Origin of the sequence: Kribbella sp. NPDC058245 (genome assembly GCF_042882005.1) — a bacterium.
Lineage (GTDB): Bacteria > Actinomycetota > Actinomycetes > Propionibacteriales > Kribbellaceae > Kribbella.
The window spans coordinates 68,118-85,769 of record NZ_JBHVWY010000014.1; the positions used below are offsets into that span (position 1 = coordinate 68,118).

The 17,652-nt window shown below is 67.0% G+C and carries 17 protein-coding genes; 10 read left to right on the top strand and 7 right to left on the bottom strand.

Annotated elements, in window-relative coordinates:
• The first annotated feature begins 112 nt into the window (after positions 1-112).
• The 7 genes from ACFVWG_RS29340 (at position 113) to ACFVWG_RS29370 (ending at position 6,072) form a co-directional block, all read left to right on the top strand.
• Positions 113-1,579 (top strand): wax ester/triacylglycerol synthase family O-acyltransferase, encoded by a 1,467-nt coding sequence (locus tag ACFVWG_RS29340; protein WP_391546659.1) that lies wholly within the window; start codon positions 113-115, stop codon positions 1,577-1,579.
• Positions 1,576-2,094, top strand: a complete 519-nt coding sequence (locus ACFVWG_RS29345) for a DUF6912 family protein (protein WP_391546660.1) — start codon at positions 1,576-1,578, stop codon at positions 2,092-2,094. Before ACFVWG_RS29340 ends, ACFVWG_RS29345 begins: the two co-directional genes overlap by 4 nt.
• A gap of 13 nt (positions 2,095-2,107) precedes the next feature.
• Entirely contained in the window at positions 2,108-3,034 is a 927-nt protein-coding gene (locus ACFVWG_RS29350; protein WP_391546661.1) for a Ku protein, read from the top strand.
• Between the two features lie 119 nt (positions 3,035-3,153).
• Positions 3,154-4,434, top strand: a complete 1,281-nt coding sequence (locus tag ACFVWG_RS29355; protein ID WP_391546662.1) for an ATP-binding protein — start codon at positions 3,154-3,156, stop codon at positions 4,432-4,434.
• An 11-nt stretch (positions 4,435-4,445) separates the two neighbouring features.
• On the top strand, positions 4,446-4,898 hold the full coding sequence (locus ACFVWG_RS29360) for a VOC family protein (protein ID WP_391546663.1): 453 nt from the start codon (positions 4,446-4,448) through the stop codon (positions 4,896-4,898).
• Positions 4,899-4,900: 2 nt separating this feature from the next.
• Positions 4,901-5,122: a hypothetical protein gene (locus ACFVWG_RS29365; RefSeq protein WP_391546664.1), complete on the top strand. Its 222-nt coding sequence runs from the start codon at positions 4,901-4,903 to the stop codon at positions 5,120-5,122.
• Between the two features lie 455 nt (positions 5,123-5,577).
• The gene (locus ACFVWG_RS29370) at positions 5,578-6,072 is read left to right on the top strand and encodes a hypothetical protein (RefSeq protein ID WP_391546665.1); all 495 of its coding nucleotides are present in this window, start codon (positions 5,578-5,580) and stop codon (positions 6,070-6,072) included.
• 38 nt (positions 6,073-6,110) lie between these two features.
• Here the strand turns inward: ACFVWG_RS29370 and ACFVWG_RS29375 are convergent, their stop codons facing one another.
• Positions 6,111-7,004 carry an alpha/beta fold hydrolase gene (locus ACFVWG_RS29375; RefSeq protein ID WP_391546666.1) on the bottom strand — a complete coding sequence of 298 codons (894 nt, stop codon included), beginning with the start codon at positions 7,002-7,004 and terminating at the stop codon, positions 6,111-6,113.
• 90 nt (positions 7,005-7,094) lie between these two features.
• Between ACFVWG_RS29375 and pruA the strand changes: the two genes are divergently transcribed.
• Both pruA and ACFVWG_RS29385 read left to right on the top strand, forming a co-directional pair.
• Positions 7,095-8,723 (top strand): L-glutamate gamma-semialdehyde dehydrogenase, encoded by a 1,629-nt coding sequence (gene pruA, locus ACFVWG_RS29380; protein ID WP_391546667.1) that lies wholly within the window; start codon positions 7,095-7,097, stop codon positions 8,721-8,723.
• Positions 8,724-8,819: 96 nt separating this feature from the next.
• Entirely contained in the window at positions 8,820-9,878 is a 1,059-nt protein-coding gene (locus ACFVWG_RS29385) for a hypothetical protein (RefSeq protein ID WP_391546668.1), read from the top strand.
• 42 nt (positions 9,879-9,920) lie between these two features.
• Here ACFVWG_RS29385 and ACFVWG_RS29390 read toward each other — a convergent pair whose 3' ends face one another.
• The gene (locus ACFVWG_RS29390; protein ID WP_391546669.1) at positions 9,921-10,553 is read right to left on the bottom strand and encodes a TetR/AcrR family transcriptional regulator; all 633 of its coding nucleotides are present in this window, start codon (positions 10,551-10,553) and stop codon (positions 9,921-9,923) included.
• 190 nt (positions 10,554-10,743) lie between these two features.
• On the opposite strand from ACFVWG_RS29390, the gene ACFVWG_RS29395 reads away from it, so the two are divergent.
• Positions 10,744-11,559, top strand: coding sequence for an esterase/lipase family protein (locus ACFVWG_RS29395; RefSeq protein ID WP_391546670.1), 816 nt, complete (start codon positions 10,744-10,746; stop codon positions 11,557-11,559).
• Positions 11,560-11,562: 3 nt separating this feature from the next.
• On the opposite strand, the gene ACFVWG_RS29400 is transcribed toward ACFVWG_RS29395, so the two are convergent.
• From ACFVWG_RS29400 to ACFVWG_RS29420, 5 genes are all read right to left on the bottom strand, one after another.
• Positions 11,563-11,748 (bottom strand): hypothetical protein, encoded by a 186-nt coding sequence (locus ACFVWG_RS29400; RefSeq protein ID WP_391546671.1) that lies wholly within the window; start codon positions 11,746-11,748, stop codon positions 11,563-11,565.
• Between the two features lie 88 nt (positions 11,749-11,836).
• Positions 11,837-12,325 (bottom strand): DUF2505 domain-containing protein, encoded by a 489-nt coding sequence (locus tag ACFVWG_RS29405; RefSeq protein WP_391546672.1) that lies wholly within the window; start codon positions 12,323-12,325, stop codon positions 11,837-11,839.
• Positions 12,326-12,379: 54 nt separating this feature from the next.
• Positions 12,380-15,889 (bottom strand): glycoside hydrolase domain-containing protein, encoded by a 3,510-nt coding sequence (locus tag ACFVWG_RS29410; protein ID WP_391546673.1) that lies wholly within the window; start codon positions 15,887-15,889, stop codon positions 12,380-12,382.
• Between the two features lie 71 nt (positions 15,890-15,960).
• Positions 15,961-17,199: an ROK family protein gene (locus ACFVWG_RS29415; protein WP_391546674.1), complete on the bottom strand. Its 1,239-nt coding sequence runs from the start codon at positions 17,197-17,199 to the stop codon at positions 15,961-15,963.
• A gap of 31 nt (positions 17,200-17,230) precedes the next feature.
• On the bottom strand, positions 17,231-17,644 hold the full coding sequence (locus ACFVWG_RS29420; RefSeq protein WP_391546675.1) for a hypothetical protein: 414 nt from the start codon (positions 17,642-17,644) through the stop codon (positions 17,231-17,233).
• Positions 17,645-17,652: the final 8 nt, after the last annotated feature.

Genomic DNA, 17,652 nt, shown 5'->3' on the forward strand with positions numbered 1-17,652 from the left:
AGACTCAGTGTTCCCGGCGGTGTTTTCTCTTCCGGGCCAGTGTCGCAGCCCACTGTCCGTGGGGACGGCTAGGGTGACGGAAAGCTATCCGCCAGAGAGGAAGGTGACTCGTATGCCCGACCGGCTGTCATCGCTGGATCTCACCTTTCTCCGGACCGAGTCGCCGGCCACCCCGATGCATGTCGGCACGGTCGACATCTTCGAGCCGCCGGTGCACGGTGACGACGAGTTCGACTACGAGAGCCTGGTCGCGCTGATCCGGGACCGGATCGCGTTCGTGCCGCGGTACCGGCAGCGCGTGCAGCAGGTGCCCGGCCGGTTCGCCGGGCCGGTCTGGGTGGACGACGAAGACTTCGACATCACCTTCCATGTACGACGTTCGGCCCTGCCGCGACCGGGGACCCACGCCCAGCTGTTGGAGCTGGTCGCGCGGATCATGTCCCGCCGGCTCGACCGGGCCCGGCCGCTGTGGGAGATGTATCTGGTTGAGGGTCTGCAGGGCGACCGGTTCGCGATCATCGCCAAGTCGCACCAAGCGCTTGTCGACGGCAACAGCACGGTCGACATCGGCCAGGTCGTGCTCGACGCGACCGCCCAGCCGAAGGAGACCCCGATCGACACCTGGCAGCCGGAGCACCCCCCATCCGCGCTCGAGCTGCTGGTCGGCGTGTTCACGGATGCGACGAAGACCCCGACTGCCGCACTGGAGCTTGCGCGGGCCGAGATGGCCAGCCTGACCGGGTCGACCTCGGTCCGCGAGGTCCTCGGCAACGTGGTCGGCTCGCTGGCCGCGCGGCAGCACGCGCAGGAGAGCTCGCTGCACGTCAAGACCTCCGGGCAGCGCCGGTTCACCACGGTCGAGACCAACCTCGAGGACTACCGGACCGTCCGCGCGATGCACGGAGGCACGGTCAACGACGTCATCCTCGCGGTGGTCGCAGGCGCCGTACGGGCCTGGATGATGACGCGTGGTGAAGGCGTCGGCCCGACCCGGCACGTGCGTGCGGTGGTCCCGGTCAGCATCCGGGACGACGATGACGAGGAGCCGACCTCGCTCGGTTCCCGGGTGATCGCCTCGGCGGTCTCCCTCCCGGTGGGGGAGAACTCCCCGGTCATGCGGCTGCACCAGATCTCGTACCAGACCAAGGTGCACAAGGACACCGGTCGCGCGGTCAGTGCCCGCTCGCTGGTCGGGATCGCCGGGTTCGCGCCGACCACGCTGCACGCGCTCGCCGCCCGGGTGGCCACGACGACGGTCCGCCCGATCGACGACGTGGTGATCACGAACGTGCCCGGACCGCAGTTCCCGCTCTACGCACAGGGCGCCCCGATGCTCGCGTCGTACCCGGTCGTGCCGTTGATGCCGGGTCAGGGCCTGTCGGTAGGCGTCACGTCGTACGACGGGAAGGTGTTCTACGGGCTGAACGCGGACCGCACCGCGATGCCCGACCTGGCCGTTTTCGCCCAATGCGTGACCGATGCCCTCGACGAACTGGTCGACACCACCAAGGGCAGCCGGAACCGGGCGTCGCGGGGGCGGAAGAAGCCGCGCGGCACGACCAAGAAGGCAGGTTCATGAGGGTCTACATCCCATCCACGCTGCGGCTGCTCGACGACGCCTGCCACGCCGGCGAGTTCGGCCCGCAACCGCTCACCGTGTACGCCGTCACTCCCGCCCTGCGCGAGTGGTATGCCGAGGGCGACGACGAGGAGCTCGAGTACGCCGCGATGGCGCAGGCGGCCCGCGCCTCGGTCGGCCTGCTCGCCGACGACCCCGGTACGGCGCGCCGCCGGGTGGTCGTCTCCGCCGAAGTCAGCGCGATCCCGCCGGCCGACGGTGCCGCCGAGCTGGGGGACGCCCGGCTGGAGCTGCACGTAGTCATCCCGTGGCGCGCTGTCGCCGCAGCTCATCTTGATGCCGCCGACGCTGCCGCAACGGTCGGAAAAGCCGCAGAATTGTGGGCGGCGGCGCAGAACGGCGACGACGACGCGATCTTTGCCCTCGACTCGTGCGAGGGTGAGGATCTGATGTGGTACGCGACCCAGGAGATCCCCGATCTGCTGGCCGCGGAAGGTCCGCGCGGCAAACTCTAGGGAGCTGGTGTTCATGCAGGCCATCTGGAAGGGTGCCATCTCCTTCGGCATGGTGACGATCCCGATCAAGGTGTTCTCGGCGACCGAGGAGAAGGACATCTCGTTCCGCCAGGTGCACGTGGCCGACGGCGGCCGGATCCGGTACAAGCGGATCTGCTCGATCGACGGTGAAGAGGTGCCGTACTCCGACATCGGCAAGGGCTACGAGATGCCCGACGGCCGGATGATCGTGCTCGAGCCGGACGACTTCGCCGACCTGCCGCTGACCAGCAAGAAGGTCATCGACGTCCTTGAGTTCGTCCCCGCCGACCAGGTCGACCCGCTCTACCTGGGCAAGTCCTACTACCTGCAGGCCGACGGCGGCCCCGGCGCCAAGCCCTACGTGCTGCTCCGCGACGCCCTCGAGGGCTCCGAGCTCTACGCCCTGGTCAAGGTCGCCCTCCGCTCCCGCGAGAGCCTCGGCCTGCTCCGCACCGTCGACAACATCCTGATCCTGCAGGTCATGCTCTGGCCCGACGAGATCCGCGACGCCGCCTTCGCCGCCCCACCCGAGGACGTCGAGATCCGCTCCCAGGAGAAGGCGATGGCGTCGTCGTACATCGACACGCTGCGCGGCGAGTTCGACCCCGAGCAGTACCACGACGAATACCGCACCGCCCTGGAACAGGTCGTCGAAGCCAAGGCCGCCGGCGTCCCCCTCCCCGCCGACTCCGAAGACGAAGAGACCGAAGGCGCCGAGGTCGTCGACCTGGTCGCCGCCCTCCGAGCCTCCGTAGAAGCCGCCAAAGCCCGCCGCGCCGGCGGCGGCGACGCCCCCGCCAAGAAGACCGCGGCGAAGTCCCCGGCCAAGAAGGCGGCCGCCGAGCCCAAGAAGACCGCCGCCAAGAAAACAGCAGCGAAGAAGACCGCGGCCAAGAAGGCCACCAAGAAGTCCGCGTAAGCGGGGGGAGGTCCCGTAGCTCAACCGGCTCCTGTTTTGGGGTCTGAGGCCCTCCTGTTTTGGGATTCAGACCCCTCGTGTTTTGGGATTCCAAGGCTGGACCATGATATTTTCGACCCATGGTTGAACCGCTGCACGGGATCGCCGAACGTCGACTCTCCGGCCTGCTGAAAGCATTGGCGGCTGAGGAACCGGTGATTGCGCTCCATGGTCCGCGGTCGGTTGGGAAGTCGACTCTGCTGCGAGAGTTCGCGGGGGTACACGGCGTCCCGGTGATCGATCTCGACGACGCGGCGGTGCGCGACGCCGTTCTTGCCAATCCCACGTTGGCCGTCAGCCAGCACACTCCGGTATGTCTGGACGAATACCAGCGGGCCCCAGATCTACTGGACGCGATCAAGGCCCGCCTCAATCGGGAAGGCACGCTGCCGGGAACTGCAGTGCTGACTGGCTCCACGCGCCAAGACGCGCTGCCCAGAACGGCACAGGCCTTGACCGGGCGACTGCACATCATGACGATCTGGCCGTTGTCCCAAGGTGAGTTGAACGGGACTTTCGAGACACTGGTCACCGATCTCAGGAATGATCCGGTCGCCACCGTGGCCAGTCGTCCGTCGTCGAGGAGTACGCGCGAGGAGTACGTCGCTCGCGTGTGTGCGGGCGGTTTTCCGCTCGCACTCCGCAGAACCGGAGCCGCGCGCAATCGCTGGTTCGACGGCTATGTCAGACAGTCGATCGAGCGAGATGCGCTGGAGCTGGCCCGGGTGCGGCAACGCCAAGTGCTTCGTGAGCTGCTCGGCCGGCTGGCCGGAAGGACGGGACAGATACTGAATCTGACCCAAGCCTCACAGGGGTTGGCCGTTGACCGGACGACGATCGAGGAGTACACCCGGTTGCTGGAGGATCTGTTTCTCGTCCAGCGCCTACCGGCGTGGGGGAAGACACTGCGGTCACGGGTGACCGCACAGCCAAAGGTTCACGTGATCGACTCCGGACTGGCGGCGCGGCTGATGGGTGTCAGTGAAGCCAAATTTGCGACGCTCGACCCGACGACTCAGACAGAGTTCGGGAATCTGCTCGAAACCTTCGTCGCGGGCGAGCTCCGAAAACAGGTCTCGTGGCTCGACGAACAGGTCACGACCGGCCACTGGCGCACGAGCGACGGTGCCGAGGTCGACTTCGTGATCGAGTTCGACGACGGACGTGTGTTGGCTTTCGAGGTCAAGGCGAACGAGCGGGTCTCAGGAAGCGACCTCAAGGGCCTCCGGGCGTTGCGCGATGCGTTGGGCGACCGCATGATCGCTGGAGTCGTGCTCTGTGCGGGTCCGCGGTCCTACACCCCGGAAGAGCGTCTGCATGTGATGCCGATCGACGTCCTCTGGACACCTGGGCTCAACTGAAAGGCATGGCCATGACTGAACGTACAGAGATTCCGAAGGACATCCCGGAGATTCCGGTGGACCCGGCGCACCCGCTCGTCGCGCCGGGTGCGTTTCTGCTGGAGCTCCTCCCGATGCCTGTGTCCGACGTCGACCGAGCCAAGGCGTTCTACGGTGACCAGCTCGGTTGGGTCTGCGACGTGGACATCACCCCAGCCGACGGCGTCCGCATAGTCCAGTTCACCCCGCCGGGCTCCTACTGCTCGATCCTCCTCTCCACCGGCCTACCCCAGGTGGACATGCCGGTCGGCTCCCAGCGCGGCCTGCACCTGGTCGTCAAAGACCTCGAGGCAGCCCGCCAGCAACTAGTCGACCGCGGCGTCGAGGTCAGCGCCATCGAAGATCTGGGCGGCGTCTTCTACGCCTGGTTCGCCGACCCCGACGGCAACACCTGGGCCCTCCAACACATGCCCTGGCGCCCCTAAGCGTGCAACCATCCCCACCCTTCGTCCTCATCGACGACGACGGCTGGCTAGACGTCCACGAGACCTTCGACGACCTCGTCCAGGCCCTGGAGTGGCCCCACCTGGACGAGATCGCCTGGCTCGTCGACGGCAAAGGCCGCTCGCTCATCCTGACGGCCAACGGCGACAACATCGCGCTCGCGGACCTTTGGAGGGATCTCGACCCCAGCGATTTCCCGTTCTGAGAGTTGGGAGTGATGAATTACCGCGAATTAGTGAGAGATGTCCGTGCTAGGCCAGCATTGTATGGGTTGGATGAGTCGTACAGCTCGCTTGTCTCGTTCTTCCAGGGATGCGATGTCGGCAGTTGCGGCGAGTTTCTTCTAGGGTTCCGTGAATGGCTGGTTGTCAAGGTTGGTGGAGGGAATAATCTGACTTGGTCAGGCTTGGTTCAACGCGCGCGCTCCAGTGGCGTCGGATCGATTGGTCCTCACGATCTGCGGGATACTGAGTTCCTCCTCGCTCTGCTTGACGAATTCCTGGAGGCTCGGCGGCGAGATGATGGCCATCTGAGGATATTTGCGCGATACGCGGACTGGTTGCGAGAGCGGGAGTGGTTCCGAGCTGAAATGCTTGATCTATAATGAATGGTTGAAGGCGGCTTGGGGGCAGCGTCCGGCTGTTCCAAGTTGGAGGTGTGATGCACTTCGAATTGGATCCTCCGAGGGGTGCGGGGCCTCTCATGATGGGGATGGGGCTCGCGGAAGCGCGGCAGGCTATGGCGATCTGGGGGTCGCCAGAAGATGTCACGGGTGGGCTGACGCCGGGACTTAGAGTGAGAGACGCGCAGCTTTCGTTTGATGTCTTTGCGCATTTCGAGAGCGATTCAGTGCTGACGGCCGTCGAGATATGGAGGCCGCTCGGCAAATCGCCTGCCTCGGTCACCTGGAACGGGATAGACATCTTTCAGACGCCTCCGGATGTCCTGCTGCAGAGGCTTCGAGAAAGCGGGCTCGAAGTCGATGAGTCCGATCCGCGGAATCCGTTTTGTCCGGATGTCACCATCGGCTTCAACCGATCGGGAGGGACGGAGTTTTTTGGTCCGGGCCTTCCATCCTGGCTGGAGTCGGTGCTTGTGGCCAAGCCCGGCTACTATTCGGTTGAAGTCGACTTCGGAGACTTCAAACTGAGTTGATGCTCACGCCAAGTTCGAGCGTTTTCTCGCGGGATTCGCTAAGAAGCCTGGTCGGCGAACTTCAGTAGGCGGGCGTTTAGTTGGGCTGGGTACTCGCCTGACAAGGCGTGGGTGGCTTCGGGCCAGAGTTCGGTTTCGTTGTGCGGGATCAAACTCTGCGCTCGGCGGGCGGCTTCGAGGGGGTTGTGGACGACGCTGCGGCCGCCTAGGAGGGCCAGCACTGGGACCTGGAGGGCGCGGAGCAACTCATCGCGGCCGTATTCGGGCAGCGGGAGGGCCATCCGGTAGGTGCGCATGCCGGTGGTGAGCAACTGCGCGATGGGTTGGGTCATGTCGGGGTTGCCGGAGACCCAGCCGAGGAACCGGTTGCCGAAACTGTCCGGGAGGCCGGGGAGTAGGGAGAAGCCGCCGAGGAGGAACTTCTTGGAGAAGCGGGCCAATACATGCGCCGGTTCGATGAGGGCGGCGGTGGCTACGCGGGAGGGGGTGTGGAGGGCTTGGTTGAAGGTGAGCCAGCCGCCTCCGGAGACACCGGCGAGGTGGGCGCGCTCGATGCCCAGTACGTCGAAGGCCTCGGTCAGCCAAGCGGCCTGGTCGGCGGAGGACCGGATGGGCAGGGTCTGGATGCTGCGGCCGGGCTCGCCGAGGGAGTCGATGGCGTAGACGGTGTGGTGGGCCGCGAGAGCTGGAATGTTCGGCTCCCACATGGCGGAGGTGGCGCCGCGGCCGTGGAGCAGCACGAAGGGGACGCCGGACGCAGAGCCGAAGCGGTAGACGCGGACCTGCCCGTACGTCGTTGCCACGTCGCGCGTCTCGCGTTCACCCGGGATCGCGGCCATCGCCGCGTCGTACAAGGAGAGGTACGACGACTGGGCTTGCGCGCTTGTGAAATGTCCTACGCCGGTCACGCAGACGAACGTACTCCACGTCATACCTGTCAGGTTCGTGGTCCTCCGTTGGGCATGGCACCATGAAGTGGCCAGCTGTGATCCAGTAGAGCCGACCGAGGAGCGCCGTACCCGATGGATGCCGTCACCGCAGTCCCGACCCCTGTGAACGAGCCGGTGAAGGGCTATGCGCCCGGTTCGGCGGAGCGGGTGAGTCTGGAGGCGAAGCTCAAGGAGTTCAACGCCGCGGGCGCGATCGATCTGACCTGCACGATCGGTGGCGAGCAGCGGCTCGGCGGTGGCGCCTCGATCGAGGTCGTGCAGCCGCACAAGCATGCCCACGTTCTTGGCAATCTGGGCAACGCGACCGAGGCCGACGGCAAGGCTGCGGTGGACGCGGCGCTGGCGGCGGCGCCGAGCTGGCGGGCGCTGAGCTTCGACGACCGGGCGGCGATCTTCCTGAAGGCGGCCGACCTGCTGGCCGGGCCGTGGCGGGACACGCTGAACGCGGCGACCATGCTGGGGCAGTCGAAGACGGTGCAGCAGGCCGAGATCGACGCCGCCTGTGAGTTCATCGACTTCCTGCGCTTCAACGTCGCGTTCGCGCGCAACATCATCAACGATCAGCCGATCTCGAGCCCGGGGATCTGGAACCGGGTCGACTACCGGCCGCTCGAGGGCTTCGTCTACGCGATCACGCCGTTCAACTTCACCGCGATCGCCGGCAACCTGCCGACCGCCCCGGCGCTGATGGGCAACACGGTCGTGTGGAAGCCGTCGCCGACGCAGCAGTTCGCGGCGCACTGGACGATGCGGCTGTTCGAGGCCGCGGGCCTGCCGGCCGGCGTGATCAACCTGGTCACCGGTGACGGCATCGAGGTCAGCAAGGCTGCGCTGACCCACCCGGATCTGGCCGGGATCCACTTCACCGGTTCGACCAAGACCTTCCAGTCGCTGTGGGGGACGGTCGGCACGAACATCGCGTCGTACAAGACCTATCCCCGGCTCGTCGGTGAGACCGGCGGCAAGGACTTCATCCTCGCGCACCCGTCGGCCGACCCCGCCGTACTGAAGACCGCGATGGTGCGTGGTGCGTTCGAGTACCAGGGCCAGAAGTGCTCGGCCGCCAGCCGGTCCTACGTGCCGCGCTCGGTCTGGAACCTGATCAAGGACGACATCGTCGCCGAGACCGAGTCCCTGACCATGGGCGACGTCAGCGACCTGTCGAACTTCATCGGCGCCGTGATCGACGACCGCGCCTTCACCAAGCACAAGGCCGCGCTGGACCGGGCCGCGGCGACCGACGCGCTGCAGGTCGTTGCCGGTGGCACCTATGACGACTCCGAGGGCTACTTCGTCCGGCCGACGCTGATCGTCTCCGACGACCCGACCGACGAGATCTTCACCACCGAGTACTTCGGTCCGATCCTCGGCGTGCACGTGTACGACGACGCCGACTACGCGGCCGTGATGAAGGGCATGGAGCACTCCGCGCCGTACGGGCTGACCGGTGCGATCATCGCGCAGGACCGGCACGCGGTCGCCGAGGCGGCGGACTACCTGCGGTTCGCGGCGGGCAACTTCTACGTCAACGACAAGCCGACCGGTGCGGTCGTCGGCCAGCAGCCGTTCGGTGGCGCCCGCGCCTCCGGTACGAACGACAAGGCCGGCTCGATGTGGAACCTGATCCGCTGGGCCTCCCCGCGGTCGATGAAGGAGACCTTCGCCCCGCCGACCGACTACCGCTACCCGCACCAGGGCTGATCCCAGAAGACCCGGGACACCCTGGAGTTGCTCAGGGATGTCCCGGGGATTGCTGTCCGCGGGGATCAACACAGGCTGACGGAGCGTCTACCGGATATGCATGAGACCGATCTGCACCTCGACCCCAACGAAGCCTCCGACCTGTGCCGCGTCTTCGGCCCCGACGAGCTGGTACGGCGGGGTTGGGAGCGAGCCTTCGTGACCGTCCTGGACGAGGCGACCGCGGAGAACGCGATCGCCCTGCTCGCGCACGCCGCGGGTGCGCCGCTCGACGAGGGGTGGACGGCGGTCCGGATACCGGCCGACGCCGGGGTGCACAACGGCCGCACTGAGGACGCGGAGGCCTGCGCGTCCCGCGACGGGTACGTGTACCTGGTCGGCTCCCAGTTCGGGAAGAAGCGCGGACCGCTCTCCGCCAAGCGATCCTGGATCGCGCGCGTCAGTGAGGCGTCCATCGCGAAAGCGCTCGACGACGGTACGCCGGCCGAGCTCGAGGTGGTCCGGATGCGCTTCGGCCTGCACCGCGCGATCAACGACGCGCTCGAGGGCCTCGACCTGATTCCGCTCGGCCCGCTCGGACAGGCGTCGTACGTCGATGCGACGATCGCGGCAGGAGAGCTGAAGGGGAAGACCTGGAGCGGGACCATCGCCCCGACGGATCACCCGGTCAACATCGAGGCGGCCGAGTTCGCCGCCGACGGCCGGCTGCTGCTCGGCCTGCGCTACCCGGTCACCGCGGACGGCCACCCGATCGTGGTCGAGCTCGAGAACGTCGACGAGCTGTTCGCCGACCCGAACGCCGTACCGCGATGCCAACGAGTCTGGGTCCTCAACGACGTCGGTACGGCGGATGCCCCGGCCGGTCTGCGCGCACTCGACACCCGTGACGGGGTGGAGTTCGACGCGATCATCGGCGACCTGGATGCGATCGGCAAGTCCGCCACCGTGCTCGCCGACCACCCCGAAGGCGCGGTCGCCGACTCCGAGCACATCCGCTTCACCCTGTACGACGAAGGCCCGGTCGATACGAAGGTCCTGCACCACTTCGGCGATATCCGCCGCGTCGAAGGCGTCGCGGTCGACCACGAGGGCCACGCCCACTACGTCATCGACGAGGAAGGCCACGTCGCCCTCCGCACACTCGTCTTCGAGTAACGTCCGAAAACACGCCGACCACGTACGGCGGTTCTTCGGACGCTATTTGGTGAGGCCGCGGCGGACGGTGATGTAGAAGGTCGTCAGGTCGTCGATGAGGGACTCGATCTGCTGCTGGTTGTCGAGGTCGGCGTCCAGCAGCCAGTCGGAGATCAGGTCGAACATGCCGCCGACCAGGCCGATCGCCACCCCATGCCGGACGACGCGGAGCTCCTCGGCCGGCGGTCCGTCGTACGCGTCCCAGAGCTTCTCGAGGAAGCCGGCCGCCCAGCGGCGGTTGGCGCGGCGTTCGCGCTCGACGCTCTCCGAGATCCCGGACGCCATCCCGAAGGTGACGCGGGTGACCCGCGGATCGTCGACCAGGGCGTGCACGAAGGTCGCGAGGAGCCGCGGCGCCTCCTGCCGCTCGTTGCCCGTGGCCTGCCGGGCGGCCTCCACCATCTGCTCCTCGAGGCGGTCGGAGGTCCGTCGCAGTACGGCGACGTAACACTCCTCGCGGCTCGTGAACAGCTCGTAGAAGCTCTTGGTGCCGATGTACGCCGTCGTACAGATCTGCTCGATCGACGTCGCGAGATATCCGTTGGCCGCGAACAGCTTGAGCGCGGCGTCGAGCAGCTGCTCGCGCCGCTCGGCCCGCCGCTGTTCGGCGTCCAGTCCCCGAATGGTCCGACTCATGCGCTGGACGTTACCCCCGCTCCAGGTTCGGTAACCAAGTGAACCGGTTTTGAACACGAACTCTTGTTAATAACCCGAAGTCATGCTCAACTCTGGGTTACCCGCCGGTTACCGAACGATACGTCACGGGGAGCCTCCAATGTCCAATCGCCTTCGAAGAGCTCTGACGGCTCTTCTGGCGGGCGCTGTGGTGACAACCGCCCTGGTTACCACGACGCCCGCCAACGCTGCACCGACCGCAGGGTTCGACAACTGGTCCTGCAAGCCGTCGGCCGCGCATCCCGACCCGCTGATCCTGCTGCACGGTCTGGGCGGCAACGGTCCTGGGAACTACTCCTACCTCGGTCCGTACCTGGCTGGGAAGGGCTACTGCGCGTTCACCTTGACCTATGGCCAGGCCAGCCCGGTCATCCCGGTCGGCGGCACCATCCCGATCGACGAGTCGGCCGCCCAGATCAAGGCCTTCGTGCAACGCGTCCGGACGGCCACCGGCTCCGCCAAGGTCGACATCGTCGGCCACTCCGAGGGCGCTCTGCAGAGCATCTACGGGCCCAAGATCCTCGGGTACGCCGGTCAGGTGGGCAAGGTGGTCGCGTTGGCACCGCCGACCCACGGCACGACCTTCGGCGGTCTGGTGAGCGTCGGAGACTACCTGGGCCTGCGTACGGCGGTTGATCAGGTACTGCGGGAGTTCGGCTGCCCGGCGTGTGACGAGCTGATCGTCGGCGGCTCCGCCATCGCGAAGCTGACGGCCGGCCCGATCGCTCAGCCCGGCGTCAAGTACACGGTGATCGCCAGTCGTTTCGACGCCCTGGTCACACCGCACGAGACATCGTTCATCCGTGAGCCCGGTGTCACCAACAAGTTCGTCCAGGACACCTGCGCACTCGACCCGGTCGGGCACGTCGGACTGGCCTTCGATCCGACGGTTGCCCAACTGGTGGCGAACGCACTGGACCCGGCACACGCCAAGAGCGTGGTGTGCGCGTTCGGTCCGCCGCTGTAAGCGCTAAGCGGAGCGGCTGAGCTCCTGCAGTGGTGGGTCGACGAGCAGTGCGTACCCGCAGGCCACGCAGATCAGCTCGGCCGTTTCGTCGTGGTCGTGATCAACGGCGTCGACACGCTCGAACGGCATCGTGCCCGCGCAGATCACGCAGTACTGGGCGGTGTCGGCGTACAGCTGTAACTTCCGCATCCAGGCTCACCTCCAGGGAGCACTCACTTCACAGCGTGCCACCGCCGGATCGGTTGACCCGGCAGCGACACGGCTGGATGGCGTGGGATCAGTTGGTCCAGTCCTGGCCGAGCTCGTGCTCCTTCACCAGGCCCTTGCGGACGGCGTCGACCACGAACGGCTCGATCCTCTTGCCGATCAGCGGTACGGCGACCTTCACGTCGAGCGTGATGCCCTGGGTGGTCTGAGCTCCACCCGGGGTGATGTCGGCGGTGCCCTTCAGCGTGACCGGGGTGTTGGTGATCTCCCCGGCCACGTCGGCCTTCCGCGAGCCGTCGGCGGCCGCGGCATGCCAGGTCTCGGTCTGTACGACGGTCAGTGTCTGGCCGACGAACTTGCGCGCGATATCCGGTACGTCGTCCGACGCCATCTCGCGGGTCACCTTGACGATCGTGTCGGCACCGGACTGGGTCACCTGGACGTCGTACGACAACGCGTTGGTCTTCTCGCAGGCTTGCTCACGAAACGTCTTGTCCGTGACGACTGCGAACACTTCCTCGGGCGTGGCGTCGTACGACGCGGACAGCTTCAGTTCCATCGGGCCATCATGGCATTACCCATCGGTCACCAACTAGCTGCGGGCATGACCGGATCACCCGCCCGCGATCTCGGTGCTGTGCCACGGGCCCACGCCCGGGGCGTCCTGCCACCAGTGCCCCAGGCCGCCTGAGGTCAGACGGGCGAAGTAGTGCAGCCGTCCGTCGGCGGACTGCGTCACCGTGCCGTCAGCAGCGAGGCCGTCGATCACTGTGCTGTCCCATGGGCCGTTGCCGGGGGTCCGCTGCCAGCCATGGAGGATGCGGTTGTCAGTGGTGCGTGCGAAGTACACCAGCTTGCCGGAGGCATCCAGTGCGCTGACGGGATCACCCGCAACGGTGACAGTCGTCGGCAGCGTGTCGTAGCGCCACGGCCCGTTGCCGGGAGTGTCCTGCCAGCCGGTGATGACGCCACCGGCCGCCGTACGGGCGTGGAAGGTGAGGCGCCCGGAGATGTCTTGCGACACTGCCGGACGTCCGTCGACGACGGCGACTGCCCCGTTTCCGTTGTACCGGATGAGGTCGATGCTCCACTGGTCGTTGCCAGGCGCGGTTTCCCAGCCATGGACGAGTTCTCCGGTCGCACTGCGCACGAAGTAGGTCAGCTTGCCGGAGGGGTCTTGCACACTGGCCGGATCGCCGCCGACGCGCAGCTTCGCGCCGCCACCGTCGAGCACGTACGCCGTCGTCCAGGTGGTTGCCCCGGGCGCGGTCTGCCGGCCACGGACCAGGTTCCCGTCAGTGGTGCGGACGAAATAGGTCAGACGACCAAGAGCATCCAGTACGGCGGTCGGCGTACCGGTCAGCGTTGTTTGGGTGTCGACGACAGTGTGCGTCCACGTGCCGTCGAGGCGGCTCCACTTGAGCTGGCCGCTCGTGGTGAGGCCGATCAGGTTCATCCGGGCGGCTGGGTCGACCGCACCGGCCACTGTGCCGGTCACACCGGCCGAGACGCTCGTGACGTTCCAGGCAGCGCCGTTCTCTCGGACGTAGCCGATCGTCCCGTCCTGGCGAACGGTCTGAACTGTCACTCGCCGCTCGGCGTCCTGTCGCGACCACGTGCCAGGCGTCGGCAGTCCGGTCTTGCTGCGCAGGAACCGCACGTTGTCGAGGTAGACGGTCAGCGGGTTGGACCGCTTGTCGACGCGCAGGTGGATGGACGTGATCCGTGGCAGGTCGCTGATCAGATTCGTCAGCGGTACGACGACGCGCTGCTGCTTGCGCGGAGCGAGATAGAACGGGTTGCCGGCGTCCAGGTTGACCGGGTCGTGGAAGTCGCAGTACATCGCGATCAGGTCGTCGGAGTCGTTGTAGAGATCGAAGGCGACCGCATCGAGCTGGGACCAGTCGTTGCGTCCGATCGACTGCTCGGGGTGGTTCTCCTTGAGCGTGTACAGGTAGACCCCGGCCCACTTCGGGTCGGCGACGTTCGCGTTGAAGACGAGCTTCGCGGTGTGGCCGCCGGTTGTCGGGTGCTGGTCGCTCCAGGTGGCACTGGCCTCTTGGGTGGTCAGCCGCGCGACATCCGCCTCGGTCTCGAAGGAGTTGATCACGATCTCGTGCGGGGTGGCGACGGCCGCGACCTTGACGGTGCGCTCGAAGTTGCTGTTGGCAACGTTCAACAGGACTGTCTGCTCACCGGCCGGGAGGTTGAGCACCACGCGATGCGTCGCCGACGGGCCTTGCACGGAGACCGCCGTACTGGTGGTGCCGTTGATTCGCACGGCCGCATCCTTCAGGGTGATCAGCTCGACCACGACGTGTCCGGCGGTCGGCTGGTCGATCCGCACGAGGGCGGGCGTTGTACCGAAGAGCTGTGCGACCTCGGCGCCGACCTGGGCGCGAACCTTGTGGAACAAGGCCGGATCATCCCGGTACGGCGCCAGCCAGTCGTGCAGGATGTCGTGGTAGGAACCCAGCCCCCGCTCGGGTTTTGGTACGCCCCAGCTCGCCGCGAGGGCAGTCGCCTTCCGGTCGTAGAGAGCGAGGTACTCGAGATCCTCGAACCCTTCGCGCATCCACTCCAGGCGCACGGTCCCGACCGGGCCGTCGATGCCGACCGCGTTGCCGGGATACATCAGGAAGCCGTCGCCGGCCTCGGTCCCCAGGGCCCACGGGTCGGCCCAGCGGTTCGCGGGCTCATAGCCGTCGCCGGTCCAGTGGCCGAAGACTGAGCTCGACCAGAACAGGTAGCCCTCGACGCCGAGGTCGTACTGGATCCAGGGGAGCAAGCGGTGCCCGACGCCGCTGTCGGCGATGAAGACGCCAGGCAATGGGTAATGGTGGCCGACGGCCGTGTACCACCAGACCAGGTCGCCGCGTTCCTTGAGCTGGGCAACGATTCCTGGCAGCTCGGGCTTGGGCACGGTGATCACGAAACACCAGGCGTGGACGAAGTCGAGCAGCTTCTGCTCGGGCAGGTGCTCCAGTGTGAGGACGTGCGGTACTTCGGGGGCGATCGCCTTCACGGTCTCGAAGAGCTTGCGCACATTCGCGTAGGCCACATCTCCTTGCGGCTCGTCCGCGTAATAGAAGTAGCCGCGGTCGATCACGCCCTTGGCGCGCAGGCCCTCGACGATCTGGCGGAGCTTGACGGTGTCGGTGGTGAAGCCGGTGGCGTTGTCGCCGCTGGTGTAGAGCGGGATCCGGAACTTGATCACCCGCGGATCGTTCAGGTACTGGTCCGCCCGGGCCAGGAACTCGGCCGGCTCGGGGTCCTGACCGGGACCGGGGGTGAGGAGGCCGTCAGAGGTGTTGGGGTGCTGGAGTTTCGGCTTCATCGGGACCGGGATGTCGGCCCCGAACATCTTGTTCTTCAGCTGGAACTCGTAGTACTTGCGCATCAACGGCTCGTGCCGCGGATCGCCGTACGGGACGTTGTGCGCGCGGGCGACCTGCTGGTACCAGATCGACACGGCGGTCGCGGTGCTCCAGGCGTCGGGAAGCTCGAAGTTCCAGACCTCGAGATCTATCGGTACGACGACGGGCGCCGTACCGCCGGTGATGGTGAGCGAGCCGGTGTAGTGGCCGGCGGGGGCGGCCTTGGGGATGTTGACGGTGAACCAGACGCCGAGGTTGGCGTCGCTGCTCGCGGTGAGCGTGCGGGTGGGCGAGAGCGGGACGAGTGCGTCCGGGTAGGTGCCTGGGCCCCAGGGGCCGGTGTCCGACTGGTTGACGGAGATGTAGGACTGCTCGAAGACCTCGATCCCGGTGAGCTTGGCGCCGCCGGGGCCGGTGAGTTCGCCCGCGGTGACGTTGATGCCGGTGCTGCCGCTCGTGGTCCGGATGATCACCTGGCCGGATTCGTACTCGTTCCGGGCGGCCTGGAGGCGGATGGTGTCCGTCGACGGCCCGACGCGGCGGTCGCGCTTGATCTTGTCGGCGGGGGACGGCAGCCAGACGGTCAGCGGTGCTGCTGCGGTGCCGAGCCCGGTCGCGGCCGCGGTCTGGGATGCCAGGGGGACTCCGGCGACGACCGCGCCCGCTCCCATCCAGCCGAGGAGTTGGCGCCTGCCGACCAGGCTGGGGTGAGCGGAGGTGGAACGACGCGGGGCGGTGTCGGACATCAAGGCTCCTTATTTATGACGGACTCCTTAGATATAAAGGGTCCGTCGAAGCCTGGCAACCACTCTTCGATTCAGGTGGAAATGATCGGTCGTGCATGCACCGGCAGTGGACCCGGGCCGGAGCCGATCAGAGCGTCGTCGACCAGCTCAGCGGCCGCGCACAGAGCACCCAGTACGGCGCCCTCCGCGCCGAGCGTGGATGCCTCCAGTCGCGGGGTCCGCAGGCAGAGCAGTTCGAGCTCGGAGGCGAGCAGCGGCAGGAGCAGATCGCCGTACGCCGCGAGTGAACCGCCGAGCACGAGTACCTCCGGATCGAGGATCGAGACGACCGCGCCCGCGGTGGTGGCGAGCATCCGGATGTAGCGCCGGACGGCGGCCAGCGCCGCGGGGGAGCCCTCGATCGCGGCGTTCAGCGTGTCGGCCACCGGATCGGAGGTCGGGCCGGAGGTGGGCGCGACCCCGCTCTGCTGCAGGTACTCCATCGCGCCTTCCCACTTCAGCGCGGGGAAACGGCTGAGGTCCCCGGCGACCCCTCCGAACCCGGCGTGCGGCCGCCCATTGACGATCAACCCAAGCCCCGTCCGCCGCCCAGCCTGCAACAACACCAGGCTCTGCGGTCGCCCCGCAGCCAGCGCCGACGGCCAAACCGAGCCGTCGACAGCCTGCGGCTCTTGACTGGCGAGTGTGGCCGGGAGCTTGGTGCCGCCGAGTTTCTGCTCGGCGACTGCGGCCAGCCGGCTGTCGTTCTCGACGCCGATCAGGCAGGCGGGCAGGCGTTTGCTCAGGTGACCGGACAGGTCCACACCTGTCCAGTCCGGGATCGCGGCGGAGAGCAGCACTCGACCGCCACCCACCCGGCCGGTCGTGCCGAGAACGGCACCCCAGACCTCGCCTTCGTCACGGCCGGCATCGCGCAGGCACTCGTCGATCGCCGCGTCCAGGATCCGCAGCCGTCCGCGGGCATCGAGCTCGGGCGTGGTGAAGCGTCGGTTCTGTGCCAATGGCCGACCAGTCAGATCGGAGAGCGCGACCCGCAGATTGAAGGCGCCGATGTCCGCGCCGATCAGCACGCCGGCCCCAGCCCGGTACACGTACCGCACGGCCGGTCGCCCGCGCCCGCGGACCACCGGCGCCGCCTCGCTCAGCCAGCCGCTGGCGACCAGATCACGCGTCACCTCGCCGACCGAGGCGCGCGCCAGCCCGGTCTCCCGGACGACCTCGGCCAGCGTGTCCGCACCGGCGCGGACCGCGGTCAGGATCGCCAGCTCGTTGATCCGCCGCAGCCCGCCCAAATCTGTCCCGGCACTCATGCAGCCGAATTATGCCGGAGACCGGCTCAAATCAGTCGGAGTTCATCCAGAACCAGACATCCGTTGTCGCCGGCACCCCAGCAGCCAGGAACCCGGCCAGGACCTTCTCCTGGTTCCCCTTCAGTGCCAGCCCATCACCCAGCACGCCATCATCGACGAGTGTCGCCAAGCCACCGGCCAGTCGCTCCCGCGCCGGCCCGGCGATTCCTGGTGAGTAGGCGTCGGCCAGCCCGTCGAGGACGGCGTACGGGGCTTGCACGCTGTAGCCGTACTCACGGCCTGGGTCGTCACCGAGCGGACCGTAGTCGTAGAACTCGGTGAAGATGATCCCCTTCGCTCCACGCTCCGGGTCGATCACCAGCGTCAACTTGAAGATGCAGTCCGACTCCCGGTGCACTCGCAGCAGCGTCGCGCGCCACTGCGAGCCGTACTCCTCGATCTTCACCGGGCGAA